Genomic DNA, 17,078 nt, shown 5'->3' on the forward strand with positions numbered 1-17,078 from the left:
GGGGACATAACATGAGCCGCCGTCTCCTCTGGCTGAACCGCAGTCTGCGGTGGACCGTCAAGCCTGTCCTGCGCCGGATGGGCCAGCCGACCCGCGTGCGCTGGGCACTGGATTTCGGAACAGAGCTTCTGTTTCGTCCGCCTCCGCAGACACAACGTTGGCCAGAGACGATTGCAGGCATTCCCTGCCTCTGGGTCACAAATCGTGCCCAGACCCATCCACCAGAACCCGAACGGGTGCTGCTCTATCTGCATGGTGGGGGGTATATTGCCGGCTCGCCCAAAGCCTACACCCACCTGCTTGCCCGCCTGGCCCGGCTGACCCGGATGCAGGTTTGCGCTCCCAACTATCGCAAAGCCCCCGAGGCCCCCAGCCCGGCGGCGTTCGAGGATGCGGTGGCGACGTTCAACGGGCTGGTTGCAAAAGGATATGCCCCCGAAAACATCACCATAGGGGGCGACAGTGCAGGCGGCGGCCTTGCGCTTGCGCTTCTCGCACATATTAACGCGCAAGGCATTGTTCCTGCGTCTGTTTTTGCATTTTCACCTTTTACGGATGCAAGTTTTTCGGGCGGTTCGATGCATGAGAACGCCACCCGCGACCCGTTGCTGCCACCTGCCCGCAAGGATCAGGTGGCGGACTGGATCCTCGCAGGCATGTCCCCGCAAGATCCGCGCATTTCCCCACTTTTTGCGAGCTTCAGATCCCCCTTGCCGCCCGTGTTCCTGCAGGTCTCCGACACGGAAATCCTGCGCGATGACACAGTGCGGATGGCGGAAAAACTGCGGGCTGCCGGGGGGCGTGTCACTGTGGACCTCTGGCCTGATCCGCCCCATGTCTGGGTGTTCTTTTCCCGGCTCCTGCCGGAAGCGCGAGAGGCCTTGCGCCGGGTGGCTGCCTTTGTCTCCGATCCGCAGGACATTGCCCAGGTGGATCAGGAGGTTGAGGCAATCGACAACCGATAGCTTGCCGCTTCTGCCACATGGTGGCGGGCGACCTGGTCGCTCCCCTCAAGATCGGCAATGGTGCGTGCCACGCGCAAGATCCGGTGATAGCCGCGTGCCGACAGGCCGAACCGGTCGGCGGCCCTGATCAAAAGCTCGCGCCCTTCTGCATCCGGCTGGGCAACCTGGTCGAGCAGATCGCCGCTGATATCTGCATTCACCCGCACCTGAGCGTGGTCGCGATACCTCTCCTCCTGCAGGGCGCGGGCACGGGTGACGCGCTCTGCAACATTGGCCGAGCCTTCCCCATCCGGGGGCAGATCCAGATGCTGCATCTCAACGCGGGGTACGTCCACACGCAGGTCAAACCGGTCCAGAAGCGGCCCTGATAGCCGCCCAAGATAATCATCTCCGCAGCCGGGCGCTCTTGGGCAGGCCAGATTGGCATCGCCCAGTTGTCCGCATTTACAGGGGTTTGCGGCAGCGATCAGCAGGAATTTGCACGGGTAGGTAATATGGGCATTGGCGCGGGCGACCATGACCTCTCCGGTTTCGATCGGCTGGCGCAGGGTTTCCAGCGTCTGGCGGTTGAATTCGGGCAATTCATCCAGAAACAGGACGCCGTTATGGGCCAGGCTGACCTCCCCCGGACCTGCGCCGCGCCCGCCGCCGACAATGGCGGCCATTGATGCGGTGTGGTGGGGATCACGATATGGGCGGGTGCGGGAAATGCCCCCTTCCTGCAGCAGGCCCGCAAGCGAATGCACCATCGAGGTTTCCAGGGCTTCGGTGGGGGAGAGCGGCGGCAGGATCGTGGGCAGGCGCGCGGCAAGCATGGATTTCCCTGAGCCGGGCGGGCCGATCATCAGCATGTGGTGGCGCCCCGCAGCCGCAATTTCGAGCGCGCGTTTGGCGCGGGCCTGCCCCCTTACATCGCGCAGATCCCTGCCGCCCTGCGGTGTCTGCAATGTGCCCGGGTCAGAGGGGGGCAGGGGGGATTGTCCGGTGAAGTGCTGGATCAGGGCGGTCAGCGTGGCGGGGGCCAGAACTTTGGTGGCACCCACCCAGGCCGCTTCCGGTCCGCACGAGCGCGGGCAGATCAGTGTCCGGTCCTCTTCGGCGGCGGCCATGGCTGCGGGGAGGGCGCCAATCACGGGCAGGAGCGCACCGTCGAGGGACAATTCTCCCAGTGAAATGGTGCCTGCCACCTCCTCTTTCGGCAAGATGTCGATGGCGGCAAGCAGGGCAAGGGCGATGGGCAGGTCGAAATGCGACCCGATCTTCGGCAGGTCGGCGGGAGAGAGGTTGATGGTGACGCGCTGGGCGGGCAGGGCGATGGACAGGGCCGACAGGGCGGCGCGCACCCGTTCCTTTGCTTCGGACACCGCCTTGTCGGGCAGGCCGACGATGGAAAAGCCGGGCAGGCCGGGGGTCAGGGCGCATTGCACCTCGACCGGGCGGGCACGAATGCCTTCGAAGGCGACGGTATAGGCGTGGGCGACCATGATGTTTCCAACCCTGAGAAGATTGGAATGACGCTATCGTAATCTTGGTGAAGAAAAGGTTAACGTGACCTGTTTCACGGCAATTGAGCGGGCAAGGGGCGCTGCCCCTCGCCTCTTCGAGGCTCACCCCGAGGTATTTGAAGCAAGAAAAAGGGGGTCAGGTGGTTTCTGCCGCCATGGTCATGAATGCGGGCCAGGCTTCGGGATCGTTCAGGGTCTTGTCCCGACAGGTCGGGTTGCAAAAGCCCCAGATCTTGCCCTCCATCTCCAGAAAATCGGTGACTGGATCGCCTGAGTAGGGGCAGTGGTGGTTGAGCGACGGGCCGTTGCTTGGGCGGGCGGCGCGGGGGGCTGGGCCAGGCCAGTCCGCCAGTGGGCGTCCGTCGATATAAGGCACCGGGTCATAGGAGATGGTCAATCCGAGGGCTCGCCAGCGGCGGAAGGACAGGTCGGCGAGGTGGAGATCCACATAGGTGTGTGCCTCTTCACCGACCGACAGGCCAAACCCGGCAATCCGTGCGGCCACCGGGGCAAAGAACACGTCCGCCAGGGAATACGCGCCGAACAGCCAGGGCCCGTCCGCACCGTGGCGGCTGCGCGCCAGTGACCAGAGCTGTTCGAGCCGGTCAAGATCAGCCATGACAGCCTCTGACGCGGTGAAATCCGTGACCAATCCCAACAGTTGCATCGGGCAGTCGGTTCTGAGGGCGCCAAAGCCGGAATGCATTTCGGCCACCATCCAGCGGGCAAGCGCCCGTGCTGCGGGGTCTTCTGGCCACAGGCCGGCCTCGGGGTGGCGTTCATGCAGGGTTTCCGCCATGGCCAGCGTATCGCCCACCACAACCCCATCGGGGCAACGCATGGCGGGCACAAACCGGGCAGGGGCAAGTGGGGCCAGGTCATCCTGTAACGTCCCGGAATAAAGCCCTACCCGCGTTGTGTTCACGGGTAGGTCGAATTTATCAAACATCAGCCAGCCCCGCAGGGACCAGCTGGAAAAGCTGCGATCGCCAATGAAAAGGTCGTAAGTCATATTGTCCATGCAGGCAGCATGGCGGCGTCGGGTGGTGTGCGCAAATGGAGATTTGTGACGAGGCCCATCAGGGCAGGTGATTGATGGTGCACACGGACCAGTCGCGCCCGTCCCAGTCGAGCCGTGTGGCGGACAGGTTGTCAATCTTATGGCCAAGCGCCTGATAGGGGGTCATCCGGCCTGCCATGGCGATCTGGGTCAGGATCACGCCGAAATGGGCCACCGCGATGATATGGCGATGCTGACCGTTCAGTTGCGCGACCACGCCACTGACCCGTGTCGCCAATTGGTTCCAGCTTTCGCCTTCGGGGGCGGCCACGTCACCGGGTTCTTCCCAAAAGCGGCGGGCCAGGTCGGGGTCCTGGGCGGACATATCGCTCCAGTGCATCCCGTCCCACAGGCCGAAATCAAATTCGCGCAGGTTGCGATCATGCGGCAGGCGTGGTCGCTGTCCCTGCAGGGCGTTGGCCGTGTCAACCGCCCGGATCAGGTCGGATGAGATCACCGCGGCATCGGATGGAAGGTGGTCGGACAGGCGCCGGATCGCTGCGGTGTCGGACAGGTCCGCGGGCAGATCGCGCCATCCCACCATGTTCCTGGCATGGGTTGGTCCATGGCGCACCCACCACCAGCTTGTCACCGGCATTGGGGCACCTCGGGCAAGCTCCCTTTGAGGGCAAAGGGGAGGCCGGCCATCACCCCCACCACCAGATCGGACCTTGCGGCAAGGCGCTGGTTCAGCTCTCCCTGGGCCTGGCGAAACTGGCGGGCAAGCCTGTTTTCGGGCACAATCCCCGCGCCCACCTCGTTTGAGACCACCACCACGGGGGCGGCGCAGCTGGTCAGGGCGGAAAACAGTGCCGCCTCGGCCGGGGACAGGTCGGGGTGATCCGGATCGGGCTGGGCAAACAGCTGATTTGACAGCCACATGGTGGCGCAGTCGAACAGCACCACCTCGTTGTGGTCCGCATCGGCGAGGGCCGGCGACACGTCGCCCGGCGCTTCGATCGTGCGCCAGCCCGCCCCGCGCCGGTCCTGATGCCGGGCGATCTTCGCCTCCATCTCGCCATCAAAGGCCTGGGCGGTGGCAATATAGACCATTGGGCGCGCGGTTGCCGCGACAAGATGCTCCGCATAGTGTGACTTGCCCGAGGCGGCGCCACCCAATACCAAGGTCAGAGGGGGAAGTGTGATGCTCATGCCCCCAGATAACAAACCCAACGGCCCGGGACCAGCCGAGATGCGACGCTTTCCCATTGGGCCGCGATCAGCCGGAGCGGAATTCATGCGGTTTCTAAAGTGTTTCGAGATTTGGTTGCATAACAGCATAATCTCGAAACGCACGAAACACCGAGAAGGCGTGGGCGTTTCCACTTCTTATTGTGGTCTATCAATAAGTAGAAACGCTTTAATCTTGTTTGCTTTTCTGTGGCCGCAATTGGCCTTGGCGCAGGCGGGGGGCAAGGTGATGCAGGCCTCGGATGTGGTGATCCTGGGTGAGGTGCATGATAATCCCACCCATCACGAGGCGCAGGCGCGATTTGTGCGGGCGATCTCGCCCTCGGCGCTTGTGGTTGAGATGCTGACCCCGGAACAGGCGGAAGAGTTGATGGCGGATCCCGAGGGGTATCGGGACCGCTGGAACGCGTCCGGCTGGCCGGATTACGACCTGTATCTGCCGGTGTTTACGGCGGCGGACGTGCCGATCTTTGGGGCCGCCGTGCCGCGGGATGTGGCGCGGCAGGTTTACACGGATGGGGGAGCCGCGCATTTCAGCGGGGATGCGGGCGCCTATGGGCTGACGGCCCCCCTGCCGGATGATCAGCAGGCCGCGCGGCTGGATCTGCAGTTTGCCGCCCATTGCGAAGCGATGCCGCGCGCCGCCCTTGGCGGCATGATCGAAATGCAACGTCTGCGGGATGCAACGCTTGCCAAGGCGGCCATCGACGCGTTTGAGGTCCATGGCGGTCCGGTGGTGGTGATCACCGGCAATGGTCATGCGCGTAAGGATTGGGGGGTGCCCAGCCATCTGGCACGCCTGCGCCCGGATCTGACGGTGTTCAGCCTTGGTCAGGGTGAGGATGGCGGCACGCCGGAAGGGGGTTTTGACCTCGTGCTGGATGCGCCCGCTGCTCAACGGCCGGACCCGTGCCTGCAATTTGGCAAAAGCGCGCAATGATCGCGGAATGGAAGCGGAGAACTGAGCCGAGCCACCAACCCGTCCATTAAAGCGGACCATTGAACCCGGGGGCGCAACCGCTTAACACTTTGGGGAAATCACCTGAAAGGTGAAAGATCGACCGAAAGGGTGACGCCATGCTGGCAGGCAAACATATCCTCCTGATCATTGGTGGCGGTATCGCGGCCTTCAAATCGCTGGACCTGATCCGCCGGCTGCGCGAACGCGGCGCGGAGGTGACACCGGTGATCACGCGGGCGGGGCAGGAATTTGTAACCCCGCTGTCGGCCTCTGGTCTGGCCGCGCGCAAGGTTTATACCGAGCTTTTTGACCTGACGGACGAGGCCGAAATGGGCCATATCGAACTGTCGCGTGCGGCGGACCTTCTGGTGGTGGCCCCGGCGACGGCGGACCTGCTGGGCAAGATGGCGGGGGGGCTGGCCAATGATCTGGCGTCGACGCTTCTGATGGCGACCGACAAGCCCGTTCTGGTGGCTCCTGCGATGAATGTGCGGATGTGGGAACATCCCGCCTGTCAACGCAATGTGGCGACACTGATCGGGGATGGGGTGCGGTTTGTTGGCCCCAATGAAGGGCCGATGGCCTGCGGTGAGTTCGGCCCCGGTCGCATGGCGGAACCGCTGGAGATTGCTGCCGCGATCGAGGCGGCTCTGAAAGATGGACCCCTCAAAGGCAAACATGTGCTGGTGACATCCGGCCCCACCCATGAGCCAATTGATCCGGTGCGCTATATTGCCAACCGCTCCTCCGGGGCGCAGGGCACCGCCATTGCCAAAGCCCTGTCGGCACTGGGGGCCGAGGTGACCTTTGTCACCGGGCCCGCCGATGTGCCGCCGCCCGATGGGGTGCGCGTGGTCAGGGTGCAATCTGCGCAGGAGATGCTGGCGGCGGTCGAGACGGGCCTGCCTGCGGATGCTGCCGTGTTTGCAGCTGCGGTTGCGGACTGGCGTGTGGCTTCGGCCAGTGACAGCAAGATCAAGAAGGATGGCAAAGGGTCGCTTCCGGTTTTGGAATTTGCGGAAAACCCGGACATCCTCAAGACCGTGAGCCGGATGGAAACAGGGCGCCCGTCGCTGGTGGTGGGGTTTGCCGCCGAGACGGATGATGTGATTTCCAATGCCACCGCAAAGCGTGTGCGAAAAGGCTGTGACTGGATTGTGGCCAATGATGTCAGCCCGGAGACGGGCATAATGGGCGGGGCGGAAAACGCCGTGACGCTGATTTCCGATACGGGAGCTGAGGCCTGGCCGCGTATGGGCAAGGATGAGGTTGCCCGCCAGCTGGCACTGCGGATTGCCGAGGCGTTGACGCAATAGAATTCTGGCCTCCGGCGGGGATATTTTGGCAAGAGGAAAAGGGCGCGGAGATGGATCAACCTGTGGTCAGGGTGCTGTGGGAAGACTGGGCGGATCGCACGATTGTGCTTCCCTCTTATGAAACTGCAGGGGCGGCGGGGGCGGATATTCGTGCCAATCTGCAACCCGAAGATCGTGCGGAGGGGCTGGTGCTGGCGCCGATGGGGCGGGCCATCATCCCCACCGGGATCCGGGTGGAAATCCCTGCGGGGTATGAGTTGCAGCTGCGCCCGCGTTCGGGGCTGGCCATCAAACACGGGATTTCCCTACCTAATACGCCGGGCACCATTGATTGTGATTATCGCGGCCCGCTTGGGGTGATCTTGATCAATTACGGCGATGTCCCCTTTGTGGTAGCGCATGGCGAACGGATTGCTCAGGCGGTGATCGCCCCGGTTCTTCAGGCACGCTATCAGGTGGTCGAGGGGCTGAGCGAAACCGACCGTGGGGACGGTGGGTTTGGGTCGACCGGGCGGCATTGACGAAAGTCTGGGTCTGGCGGGCCAGCCAGGCGGAGCAAATGAGGGCAAGATGAGCTGGGTTCTATTCATAGCGGCGCTGATTTGGCTGGGCGGGGCCTATGTCGGCCTGTCTGTTGCGCGGCGTTGGGTCATGACGGCGCTTTTGGCGCTGGTGGTTCTGCTGACCCTTCTGGTTTTGCCAGAGGGCAACATGCTGGTGCGCGCGCTGGGGGGCAGTTTTACCAGCTGGGCCGTCGGGTTTGGTCTGGTGGCGGTGATCGGTCTTTATGGTGCCGGGGTAAAGTGGTTGAAATCCCGCGCACCCGCCGCCCCGGTGGCCGCGCAGGAGGGTCCGTTTTCGGACACGGAACTGGACCGCTATGCCCGCCATATTGTGCTGCGCGAAATTGGTGGCCCCGGTCAGGTTGCGCTGAAAAATGCGCGGGTTCTGGTGGTTGGGGCAGGGGGGCTTGGCTCTCCGATCCTGATGTATCTGGCCGCCGCCGGTGTGGGCACGATCGGAGTGATCGACGATGACGTGGTGGACAATTCCAACCTGCAGCGACAGGTGGTGCATCGTGATGCGGATATCGGCACGCCCAAGGTCTTTTCAGCCGAACGGTTCATGCGGGCGCAGAACCCGGCCATTGACGTGTTGCCCTATAATCGCCGCCTGACCGAGGACATCGCCGAAGAGCTGATTGCCGATTTTGATCTGGTGCTTGAAGGGTCCGACAATTTTGCCACCCGCTACCTTGTCAACAGCACCTGCGCCAAGCTGGGCAAGCCGATGATCGGGGGGGCGCTCAGCCAGTGGGAAGGGCAGATTTCCCTTTTTGATCCAGCCCGGGAGGCCCCCTGTTATCAATGCATTTTCCCCGAAGCCCCCGCCCCCGGTCTGGCGCCGAACTGTTCGGAAGCGGGGGTGGTTGGCCCCTTGCCCGGTGTGATCGGGTCGATGATGGCGGTGGAAGCGATCAAGGAAATTGCCGGTGCGGGGGCCGGGCTGCGCGGCAAGATGTTCATCTATGATGCCATGTATGCCGAAACCCGGGTGATCCGCCTGTCGAGGCGCAAGGGCTGTGCGACCTGTGGCTGATCTGTCCCTTGCCCCCCTGAGCGAAGAGGATGCGCCCGCCCTGTTCGCCTTCGAGGTGGAAAACCGCGCCTGGTTTGAAACATGGGTCGGACCGCGTCCGCACACATATTGGGAAGTCACCTCGCTGGCGCAGGTGATCCGCGCCCAGTTGGTCGGGGATGACGCGATGTTCCTGATCCGTCGCGGCGACGAGATCCTTGGCCGGTTGAACCTGACGGCGCGGGAGGGTGGCGTGGCCCAGCTGGGATACCGGGTCGGAGAACGCCATGTAGGGCAGGGAGTGGCCAGCGCTGCCGTGGCCCAGGCCCTTGAATGCGCGCGCAAACTTGGTCTCTGGGCGTTGGAGGCACGTGTGGCGAACGACAATCCTGCCTCTCGTGGTGTTCTGGAGAAGAACGGTTTTCTCGAAACCGGGCAAATCGAATTTGCCGGACATCAGATGACGCTGTTTCGCCGGGACCTTGATTAAAGCGTTTCAGGATAAGCCTGTGACACATGGTTGTTCCCCAACGCTTTGACCCCAACATAAGAAGGCCTGCCCGGTCCCATGGGCCTGCGGGGGACACAGGGGGGCAGGTTGGTTCCGGCAAGAAGAAAGGCGGGGCCTGCCCCCCCCACTTGCCAAACTCCTCCGCTTCGCCCTAGGGTCCTTGGGTTACTTTCTTTTACGATCCCGGGGGGATATCATGAAACGTCTTGCAACTGTTGGTGCCATTGCCATGGCGCTGTTTTCGACCGTATCGATGGCTGCGGACCTGCCTGATCTTGGCGGGAAGACCGTGGTGGTGGTGACCGAAAACGCCTATCCTCCGCTTCAATTTGTGGATCCGAATTCCGGCAATGCGATTGGGTGGGAATATGACGCGATGGCGGATATTGCCGAGCGGATCAATATCTCGGTGGAATATGAAAATATTTCGTGGGATGCGATGATCCCCGCCGTGTCCGAGGGGCAGTTTGACATGGGCATGACCGGCATCACCATTCGTGAAGACCGCGCCGAGAAGGTGGATTTCTCAGACCCGTATCTGCGGTCTGAAATGATGATGATCGTGCGCGCCGACGAAGACCGGTTTACCGATGCCAAGAGCTTTGCCGCAGAGGAGGATTTCCTGATGGCCGCCCAACCCGGCACCACGCCGTTTTACGTGGGGGTCTATGATGTTCTTGATGGCAACGAGGCCAATCCGCGGATCAAGCTGTTTGAGACCTTCGGGGCAACGGTTCAGGCGCTGAAAACCGGGGATGTGGATCTGGTCCTGTCCGACAGCACCGCCGCCAATGGGTATGTGGAGGCGTCGAACGGGGGGCTGAAGATCATTGGCGAGACGCTTGGCACCGAGGATTTCGGCTTCATCTTCCCGAAAGGCTCAGAACTGGTTGCGCCGATGAATGCGGCGATTGCGGCGATGCGTGCGGATGGCACGCTTGAGGCATTGAACAAGAAGTGGTTCCTCGACTACAAGATCGGCCAATAATCATGTTTGCGGTGGGGGCTTCGGCCCCCATTTTTCCTGAGGTCGATCCCCATGGTCCCACCCCCAAAGCCGGATGAAGACTTTCCCTGGTGGCTGGTCTTTGCCGTCGGACTGGCAGGTCTGTTCCTTTTTTATATCGTCAATGACGGGATCTACCTGCAGGTGCTGCGCACCCTCGGCAAAGGGGTGGGGATCACGGTCTTTGTCACGTTGGTTGGCTTTGTCTGCGCCAGTGTGATTGGCCTTGGACTTGCCGTGGCCAGCATGTCGCGCTTTCAGATCCTGCGCCAGATGGCCCGGTTTTATATCGAGATCATCCGCGGCATCCCGATCATCGTGCTGCTGCTTTACGTCGCCTTTGTCTTTGCGCCCGCGCTGGTGGCGCTGCGAAACTGGCTGGGGGATATGGTGGGGATGGATCCGATCCGCACCCGCGAATTTTCCCTGTTGTGGCGCGCCATCGTGGCGCTGACCATCGGGTATTCGGCATTTATCGCCGAAGTGTTCCGGGCCGGGCTTCAGGCGGTGGAAATCGGCCAGATCGAAGCGGCCAAGGCGCTGGGCCTGAATGGCTGGCAAAGGTTTCGCCATATCATCTGGCCTCAGGCCTTTCGCATGATCCTGCCGCCGCTGGGCAATGATTTTGTGGCCATGGTCAAAGACAGCTCGCTTGTATCCGTGCTTGGTGTGGCTGACATCACCCAGCTGGGCAAGGTGACTGCAGCAGGAAATTTCCGGTACTTCGAGACCTATAACGTGGTGGCCTTTGTCTATCTTCTGATGACGGTAAGCCTGTCGCTGGTGCTGCGCCGGCTGGAGAAGCGGTTACGGGCGAAGGGCGAGGTGGACGCCTAGGCCAGACCGCCCAGACCGCCCAGGCTGGCCAGACGGGGTCTGGCAAAAAGGGCCTGGCAAAAGGGGCGCTGCCCCTCGCCGCTTTGCGGCTCACCCCGGGATATTTGTGGCAGGGGAATGAGCCGGGTGTTTGGGCTGGAAGTTTTGGTCGGCGACGCATAGCTTTCGGGCAAAGGAGATCCGCATGACCAATCCGTTGCTTGAAACCTGGAAAACCCCGCATGGGCTGCCCCCGTTTGATCTGATCAAGGATGCAGATTTTGAGCCCGCCTTTGAGGTCGCGCTCGCGGAGGCGCGCGCAAATATTGAGGCGATTTCCCAATCGGCAAACCCGCCCAGTTTCGTCAATACGATCGAGGCTCTGGAGCGCGCGGAAGAGAAGTTGAACCGGGTTCTGGGTGTCTTTTATTCCGTGGCCGGGGCGGACAGCACGGACAAGCGCGAGGAGCTGATGCGGGTGTTCGGACCGCAGCTTGCGGCTTTCGGCTCGGAAGTGTCCTCCAACAAGGCGTTGTTTGGCCGCATTGAAGATCTGTGGGCGCGGCGCGAGAGCCTTGGCCTGAACGCCGAACAGATGCGGGTTCTGACATTGACCCGGCGTGGTTTCGTCCGGTCCGGTGCGCAGCTTGAGGGCCAAAAGGCAGAGCGGCTCAAAGAGATCATGCAGCGCCTGTCGGTGCTTGGCACCGAGTTTACCCAAAACCTGTTGGCTGCCGAACGAAGCTGGTTCATGGAACTGGAAGAAGAGGACCTGGTCGGCCTGCCGGATTTCGTTGTGGTGGCGGCGCGGGCAGCCGGGGAAGAGAAGGGCTGTCAGGGGCCGGTTATCACCACCTCCCGCTCTCTGATCACACCGTTTCTGGCCTTTTCCCCGCGCCGGGATCTGCGTGAAAAGGCATTTGCCGCCTGGGTGTCGCGCGGAGAAGGGGACGGGGCCGCGGACAACCGGCTGATTGCGCGTGAAACGCTTGCTCTGCGCGAAGAACGCGCCAGGCTGCTGGGCTATGACAGTTTTGCCGCGTTCAAGCTGGAAACCGAAATGGCCGGTGGCCCGGTGGCGGTGCGGGACATGCTGATGGCGGTCTGGGAGCCGGCCCGGGCGGCCGCACTTGAAGATCAGGACGTCTTGACCGAACGCTTGCGGGCGGATGGGATCAATGGGCCGCTCGAAGCGTGGGACTGGCATTATTATTCCGAGGCCCGCCGCCGAGATGAGCATGATCTGGACGAGACAGAGCTGAAATCCTATTTCCAGCTGGAGCGTATGATCGAAGCGGCATTTGACTGTGCCAACCGGCTGTTCGGACTTGAATTCGCCGCAATGGACGCGCCGCTTTACCACCCGGATGCCCGCGCGTGGGAGGTGACGCGGGATGGGCGCCTGATGGCGGTATTTGTGGCGGATTACTTTGCGCGCGGATCAAAGCGTTCGGGCGCATGGTGTGGCGCGATGCGCAGTCAGCAAAAGCTTGCCGGGGATATCCGCCCGATCGTGACCAATGTCTGCAATTTCGCAAAACCCGCCGACGGGCAACCCGCGCTGCTCAGCTGGGATGATGCGCGCACCCTGTTTCATGAATTTGGCCATGCGCTGCATCATATCCTGTCGGATGTGACCTATGAAAGCGTGTCGGGCACCTCGGTGGCGCGCGATTTCGTGGAACTGCCCAGCCAGCTTTTCGAACACTGGCTAGAGGTGCCCGAGGTGCTGGAACGCTTTGCGACCCACGCGCAAACGGGTGAGGCGATGCCCGCCGACCTGCTCAAACGTCTGTTGGCTGCCAGCAGCTATAATACCGGTTTCCAGACGGTCGAATACACGGCATCCGCATTGGTGGATCTCGATTTCCATGATGGGGTCGCCCCCGAGGACCCGATGGCCGCCCAGGCCGCGACGCTGGCCCGGATCGGCATGCCAGAAGCGATCCGAATGCGCCACGCGACCCCCCATTTTGCCCATGTCTTTGCAGGGGATGGCTACAGCTCGGGCTATTACAGCTATATGTGGTCCGAGGTGATGGATGCGGATGCGTTTGCAGCGTTCAAGGAGGCAGGTGGCGCGTTTGATGCCGCGACCGCAGAGAAGCTGGAGACCCATATCCTGTCCCGAGGAGGGTCCGTTGATGCCAAGGAACTCTACCTTGCCTTCCGAGGCAAAATGCCGGGGGTTGAGGCGCTTTTGAAAGGGCGTGGCCTGGTTTGAGACGGGTTTGAGACCGGATTGAAACGCACCTGAATGTGCGTTTCGACCGCTTATTTTCTGGTCATAAATATCCCGGGGTGAGCCGCAAGGCGGCGAGGGGCAGCGCCCCTGCCGAGCGGTGCGAGGCTTCATCCGTTTCGCGACAAACCTGTCTCAGGTTCAAACCGAAACGCTGCAGCCCAAGCCCGTTGGGGGTGGGGCGCCCAGTTGGATGCAAGGCGTAAGGACACGGAAACCCGCCGCCGCGCCCCCTTTCCCGGTCAGCGGTGGGGACCACGTGACGGATCCTCCGGGTGCGGCTGCACCCCCACCGGGTCCTTGTGCAGCATCACGTCGCTCATCGGATAGGCACGCAGGATCGCGCGGCGCAGGCTGGCACCAATTGCATGGGCCTCGTCCAGCGACTGCGCCCCGTCCAGTTCGATATGCATATTGACGAAAACCACCGATCCGGAGCGGCGCGTTTTCAGGTCGTGATAGCCGTGAATGCCGGGATGCGTGCGGGCAATCTCTTCAATCCCGCGCACCATGTCATCGGGTGCGGCCCGGTCCATCAACCCGTCCCAGGCGGTTTTGAAAATACGAACCGCCCCCACGGCCAGCAACAGGGCCGCGCCGATTGCGACCACGCTGTCGATGCTTTCCATGCCAAACAGCTGGGCCGCCCAAAGCGACAGGATCGCGCCGATATTGGGGATAAGGTCGCCAAGGTAATGCAGGCTGTCGGCCTTGACCACGGCAGAGCCCGTGCGCGCCGCCACATGGCGTTGCCACAGAACCAAGGCAAGGGTCAGCGCAATTGAAATCCCCATCACCACCATGCCTTTGTGAAAGGCAAGAATCGGCGCAGGTTCATTTGAAATCAACCGAGCCACCGCTGCCCAGGCAATCACCCCGGCGGAGACGAGAATGAACAGGGATTGACCAAGGGCCGCCAGATCCTCGGCCGCCGTATGGCCAAATGTGTGATCTTCATCCGCCGGGCGGGCCGCATACCAGATCGCGGCCAGTGCCCCCAGTGACACCATCAGATCCATCGCCGAATCCGCCAGTGACGCGGCCACGGACAGGGCGTTGGTCTCTCCCAGCGCCCAGAGTTTCAGGGCCACCAGCGTGATGGCGACCGTGCTCGATGCGAGCCCTGCGGAAAGGTTCATGCGGGTGCTGTGCGTGTCCATGTCTTTGGGCTACCGCGTCAGTTAAATAGTTGCAACCTTGTGCTGAGCGGTGGGCGCGATCAGCGCCACATCACCTTGTCGTAAAACCGCGCCATGAACCGTTTTACAAAGACATCTTTGGCGGGTTCCAGCCCGTGTCGCACCAGCGCCCAGTAGAAATATTTCTCATAGGGAAAGTCGAACATGCCCAGCGTGCCGAATTCCAGCGCCTCGCGCAGGTCGCCTGCGGTTTTCGCCGTGAGTGCCGCCTGCCAGTAGGGGGATTTGGCGCAATAGATCACCGGGCATTTCTGCATCAATGCCTCAAACCCCTGTGTCGCGTTCTGGGTCACGGCCAGATCAGAGGCCTCAACCAGATCATGCACGGAGGCATCGGTCAGGCGCACGTTCTGGTAATCTTGGGTGATTGCCATGATGCGCCGCCGCTGATCCTTGCCAATGGCCGGGTCCAGCTTGACATAGACCAGCGCCTTCGGGTCGAACTCGGCCGTGATCCGGATCATGTTTTCGCTCGACAGGTAACAGCTTTGCGCGTCGTCATCCCGGCTGGCCTGACAGAACACCGTGGCCTTGGCGCCCTGCAGGCTGCCATGCATCCGCTCTTCCTGCACCGACAGTGACACGTTTTCGCGCAGCATATAGCCGGTGACCCCGTTGAAGAAATAGGTGGCGCGTTCTTCGTCGATGCTGCTGGCGTCGAATTCGCTCAGCCGCAGCGCCGACTGCCACTCCGCGCCCAGCTCGTCCAGATGCCAGAACCCCCAGACAGGGGCGCGCCACAGATGCAGGATCCGCGAACCAAACCGGGCATTGTCCCCGAGCATGATATGGGCGGCATCGGGATCGTCCAGCACCCTGCCCGCGGCCGGGCTGTCCAGCCTGACCCGCTGCACCGGGATCGAGCGCCGTGCGAACGCCTTTTGGATCTGGTCGAAAATCGGGTGTTCCTGCGCCTCAATCGAATTCATCCAGGCGGCATCTGCATGAAACACGACGCGGCGGGATCCGGTGGCGCGGGCCTTGTTGGGATGGGTCAGAAGCTCAATCATTCGATCACCTCGTCGGGATTGACGCCCCAGATATTGGGTTTGGTGGTCCAGCCGCGAATGCCATCCGCCTGCAACCTGCACCAGACCGGCCCGCATTTCTCGACCCGTGCGATGACACCGGCTTCCAGATAGGCATTGACCTGCGCGCTTTCATCCGCGCGGGAATAAAGCGGGGTCAGGTCGGTGTCGATGATCACATGCCGCACCCCGGACAGGAGCGAGTAATGCACCCAGCCGCCCACCCCGTCCCGGTCGCGTATCTGACGCCAATGGCCAAATTCCCCCACCACTTCCAGCGGCAGACCGCGATGTTTGAACACCCAGTCAATCCGGTGGCGCAGGGACGGGCCGCGCCGCACATTCCCTTCGCTCGCCTTAAGCGACACATAGCGTGGGATCGGGAGATTGGTGACTTTGCCACGCGGGATTTCATCTGCCAGCGTGCCCAGGGGCATGACGCTTATGAATGCCGAAAGCAAACCTGCAAAAAATCGCATCAGAGTTCTTTTTGTCTATTGCAGCCCCCGCTCCGCGCAATATTATTGCGCATGCGTCATCGTTGCTGCTTGTGCCTCACCTCATTTGCAGGCAGTTTGGCAGGGAGACGCGGAAAAGGGAAGTAAAGGGAGTGCCATAATGGCTGCGGAACGTCTGAGTGTTGTTGTCACGCGACGGTTGCCCGAGGTTGTCGAGACCCGGATGAAAGAACTTTTTGACGTCACGCTGCGCGACAGCGAGACCCCGATGACGCGTGCAGAGCTGGTCGAGGCCATGAAAAACTGCGACGTGCTGGTCTCCACGGTCAATGACCAGATCGACGCCAATATGCTGGCTGCAGCCGGAGAGCGCCTGCGCCTGATCGCCAATTATGGTGCCGGTGTGGATCATATTGATGTGGGCACCGCGCGTCAGCGTGGCGTTCTGGTGTCCAATACCCCCGGTGTGTCGGCGGATGACACGGCGGATATGGCGATTGCGTTGATCCTTGCGGTCACGCGCCGCATCCCCGAGGGCATTCGTGAGATGGATAGCGGCAAGTGGCAGGGTTGGTCTCCGACCGCGCTTCTGGGCAACCGCATTCAGGGGCGTCGCGTGGGGATCATCGGCATGGGCCGTGTCGGTCAGGCCGTGGCAGAACGCGCCCGCGCCTTTGGCATGCAGATCCACTATCACAACCGCAGACGCCTGCATAAGGATATCGAAGCGCGATATGAGGCCACCTATTGGGAAAGCCTTGATCAGATGGTGTCGCGTATGGACGTGATTTCGGTCAACTGCCCGCACACCCCTTCTACCTTCCACCTGATGAATGCCCGCCGACTGAAGCTGCTGAAGCCCGAAGCGGTGATCGTGAACACCTCGCGCGGCGAAGTGATCGACGAAAACGCGCTGACGCGGATGCTGCAGGCGGGTGAAATCGCAGGGGCCGGGCTCGACGTTTACGAAAATGGCGAAGAGATCAATCCCGGACTGCGGGATCTGCCGAATGTCGTGTCTTTGCCGCATATGGCCTCGGCCACGGTTGAGGGCCGGCTGGAGATGGGGGAGAAGGTGCTGTTGAACATCAAGACCTTCGAAGATGGCCACCGCCCGCCGGACCAGGTTGTTCCGGGGATGCTGTAACACGGGCCATGCCCCAGGCAGGTCCTGCGACCTGCGGACAAAACCCAGGAGAAAGGGCCAGGGAAAGGGGTCGTGCCTCTTTCCCTCCCCGATTG

17 protein-coding genes are annotated in these 17,078 nt (G+C 62.1%); 10 read left to right on the plus strand and 7 right to left on the minus strand.

Going from position 1 to position 17,078, the window contains the following annotated elements; all coding sequences use genetic code 11:
* The first annotated feature begins 11 nt into the window (after positions 1–11).
* Complete coding sequence (locus XMD517_RS14220) at positions 12–965, plus strand: alpha/beta hydrolase fold domain-containing protein (RefSeq protein ID WP_173485234.1); 954 nt, start codon at positions 12–14, stop codon at positions 963–965.
* Here XMD517_RS14220 and XMD517_RS14225 read toward each other — a convergent pair.
* From XMD517_RS14225 to cobU, 4 genes are all read right to left on the minus strand, one after another.
* Positions 935–2,449, minus strand: a complete 1,515-nt coding sequence (locus XMD517_RS14225) for a YifB family Mg chelatase-like AAA ATPase (RefSeq protein WP_173485235.1) — start codon at positions 2,447–2,449, stop codon at positions 935–937. The genes XMD517_RS14220 and XMD517_RS14225 overlap by 31 nt on opposite strands.
* Positions 2,450–2,606: 157 nt before the next feature.
* Positions 2,607–3,482 carry a glutathione S-transferase gene (locus XMD517_RS14230; protein WP_173485601.1) on the minus strand — a complete coding sequence of 292 codons (876 nt, stop codon included), beginning with the start codon at positions 3,480–3,482 and terminating at the stop codon, positions 2,607–2,609.
* Positions 3,483–3,549: 67 nt separating this feature from the next.
* A complete protein-coding gene (locus XMD517_RS14235; protein ID WP_173485602.1) occupies positions 3,550–4,122 on the minus strand; it encodes a histidine phosphatase family protein in 573 nt (190 codons plus the stop codon).
* Complete coding sequence (gene cobU, locus XMD517_RS14240; RefSeq protein WP_173485236.1) at positions 4,119–4,682, minus strand: bifunctional adenosylcobinamide kinase/adenosylcobinamide-phosphate guanylyltransferase; 564 nt, start codon at positions 4,680–4,682, stop codon at positions 4,119–4,121. The genes XMD517_RS14235 and cobU overlap by 4 nt, the downstream gene beginning before the upstream one ends.
* A 214-nt stretch (positions 4,683–4,896) precedes the next feature.
* Between cobU and XMD517_RS14245 the strand changes: the two genes are divergently transcribed.
* The 8 genes from XMD517_RS14245 to XMD517_RS14280 all read left to right on the plus strand — a co-directional run bounded on the left by XMD517_RS14245 (position 4,897) and on the right by XMD517_RS14280 (position 13,133).
* The gene (locus tag XMD517_RS14245; RefSeq protein WP_254449622.1) at positions 4,897–5,661 is read left to right on the plus strand and encodes a ChaN family lipoprotein; all 765 of its coding nucleotides are present in this window, start codon (positions 4,897–4,899) and stop codon (positions 5,659–5,661) included.
* Positions 5,662–5,798: 137 nt separating this feature from the next.
* Complete coding sequence (gene coaBC, locus XMD517_RS14250) at positions 5,799–6,998, plus strand: bifunctional phosphopantothenoylcysteine decarboxylase/phosphopantothenate--cysteine ligase CoaBC (RefSeq protein ID WP_173485237.1); 1,200 nt, start codon at positions 5,799–5,801, stop codon at positions 6,996–6,998.
* A 50-nt stretch (positions 6,999–7,048) separates the two neighbouring features.
* Complete coding sequence (gene dut / locus XMD517_RS14255) at positions 7,049–7,519, plus strand: dUTP diphosphatase (protein ID WP_173485238.1); 471 nt, start codon at positions 7,049–7,051, stop codon at positions 7,517–7,519.
* A gap of 49 nt (positions 7,520–7,568) precedes the next feature.
* Positions 7,569–8,597 carry a molybdopterin-synthase adenylyltransferase MoeB gene (locus XMD517_RS14260; RefSeq protein WP_173485239.1) on the plus strand — a complete coding sequence of 343 codons (1,029 nt, stop codon included), beginning with the start codon at positions 7,569–7,571 and terminating at the stop codon, positions 8,595–8,597.
* The gene (locus XMD517_RS14265) at positions 8,590–9,066 is read left to right on the plus strand and encodes a GNAT family N-acetyltransferase (RefSeq protein ID WP_173485240.1); all 477 of its coding nucleotides are present in this window, start codon (positions 8,590–8,592) and stop codon (positions 9,064–9,066) included. Before XMD517_RS14260 ends, XMD517_RS14265 begins: the two co-directional genes overlap by 8 nt.
* A gap of 217 nt (positions 9,067–9,283) precedes the next feature.
* Entirely contained in the window at positions 9,284–10,075 is a 792-nt protein-coding gene (locus tag XMD517_RS14270; protein WP_173485241.1) for a transporter substrate-binding domain-containing protein, read from the plus strand.
* Positions 10,076–10,126: 51 nt separating this feature from the next.
* Positions 10,127–10,930, plus strand: a complete 804-nt coding sequence (locus XMD517_RS14275) for an amino acid ABC transporter permease (RefSeq protein ID WP_173485242.1) — start codon at positions 10,127–10,129, stop codon at positions 10,928–10,930.
* A gap of 184 nt (positions 10,931–11,114) precedes the next feature.
* Positions 11,115–13,133, plus strand: a complete 2,019-nt coding sequence (locus XMD517_RS14280; protein WP_173485243.1) for a M3 family metallopeptidase — start codon at positions 11,115–11,117, stop codon at positions 13,131–13,133.
* Positions 13,134–13,393: 260 nt separating this feature from the next.
* On the opposite strand, the gene XMD517_RS14285 is transcribed toward XMD517_RS14280, so the two are convergent.
* Genes XMD517_RS14285 through XMD517_RS14295 form a run of 3 tightly spaced genes read right to left on the minus strand, consistent with a single transcriptional unit; the run spans position 13,394 to position 15,857 of the window.
* Positions 13,394–14,311: a cation diffusion facilitator family transporter gene (locus XMD517_RS14285; protein ID WP_055188264.1), complete on the minus strand. Its 918-nt coding sequence runs from the start codon at positions 14,309–14,311 to the stop codon at positions 13,394–13,396.
* A 59-nt stretch (positions 14,312–14,370) separates the two neighbouring features.
* Positions 14,371–15,360 (minus strand): hypothetical protein, encoded by a 990-nt coding sequence (locus XMD517_RS14290; protein ID WP_173485244.1) that lies wholly within the window; start codon positions 15,358–15,360, stop codon positions 14,371–14,373.
* Positions 15,357–15,857 (minus strand): SH3 domain-containing protein, encoded by a 501-nt coding sequence (locus XMD517_RS14295; RefSeq protein ID WP_173485245.1) that lies wholly within the window; start codon positions 15,855–15,857, stop codon positions 15,357–15,359. The genes XMD517_RS14290 and XMD517_RS14295 overlap by 4 nt, the downstream gene beginning before the upstream one ends.
* A 139-nt stretch (positions 15,858–15,996) precedes the next feature.
* Here XMD517_RS14295 and XMD517_RS14300 point away from each other — a divergent pair, with 139 nt between their 5' ends.
* Entirely contained in the window at positions 15,997–16,983 is a 987-nt protein-coding gene (locus XMD517_RS14300; protein WP_173485246.1) for a D-glycerate dehydrogenase, read from the plus strand.
* Positions 16,984–17,078 lie beyond the last annotated feature (95 nt).

Source organism: Aliiroseovarius sp. xm-d-517 (assembly GCF_013283135.1).
GTDB classification, from domain to species: domain Bacteria; phylum Pseudomonadota; class Alphaproteobacteria; order Rhodobacterales; family Rhodobacteraceae; genus Aliiroseovarius; species Aliiroseovarius crassostreae.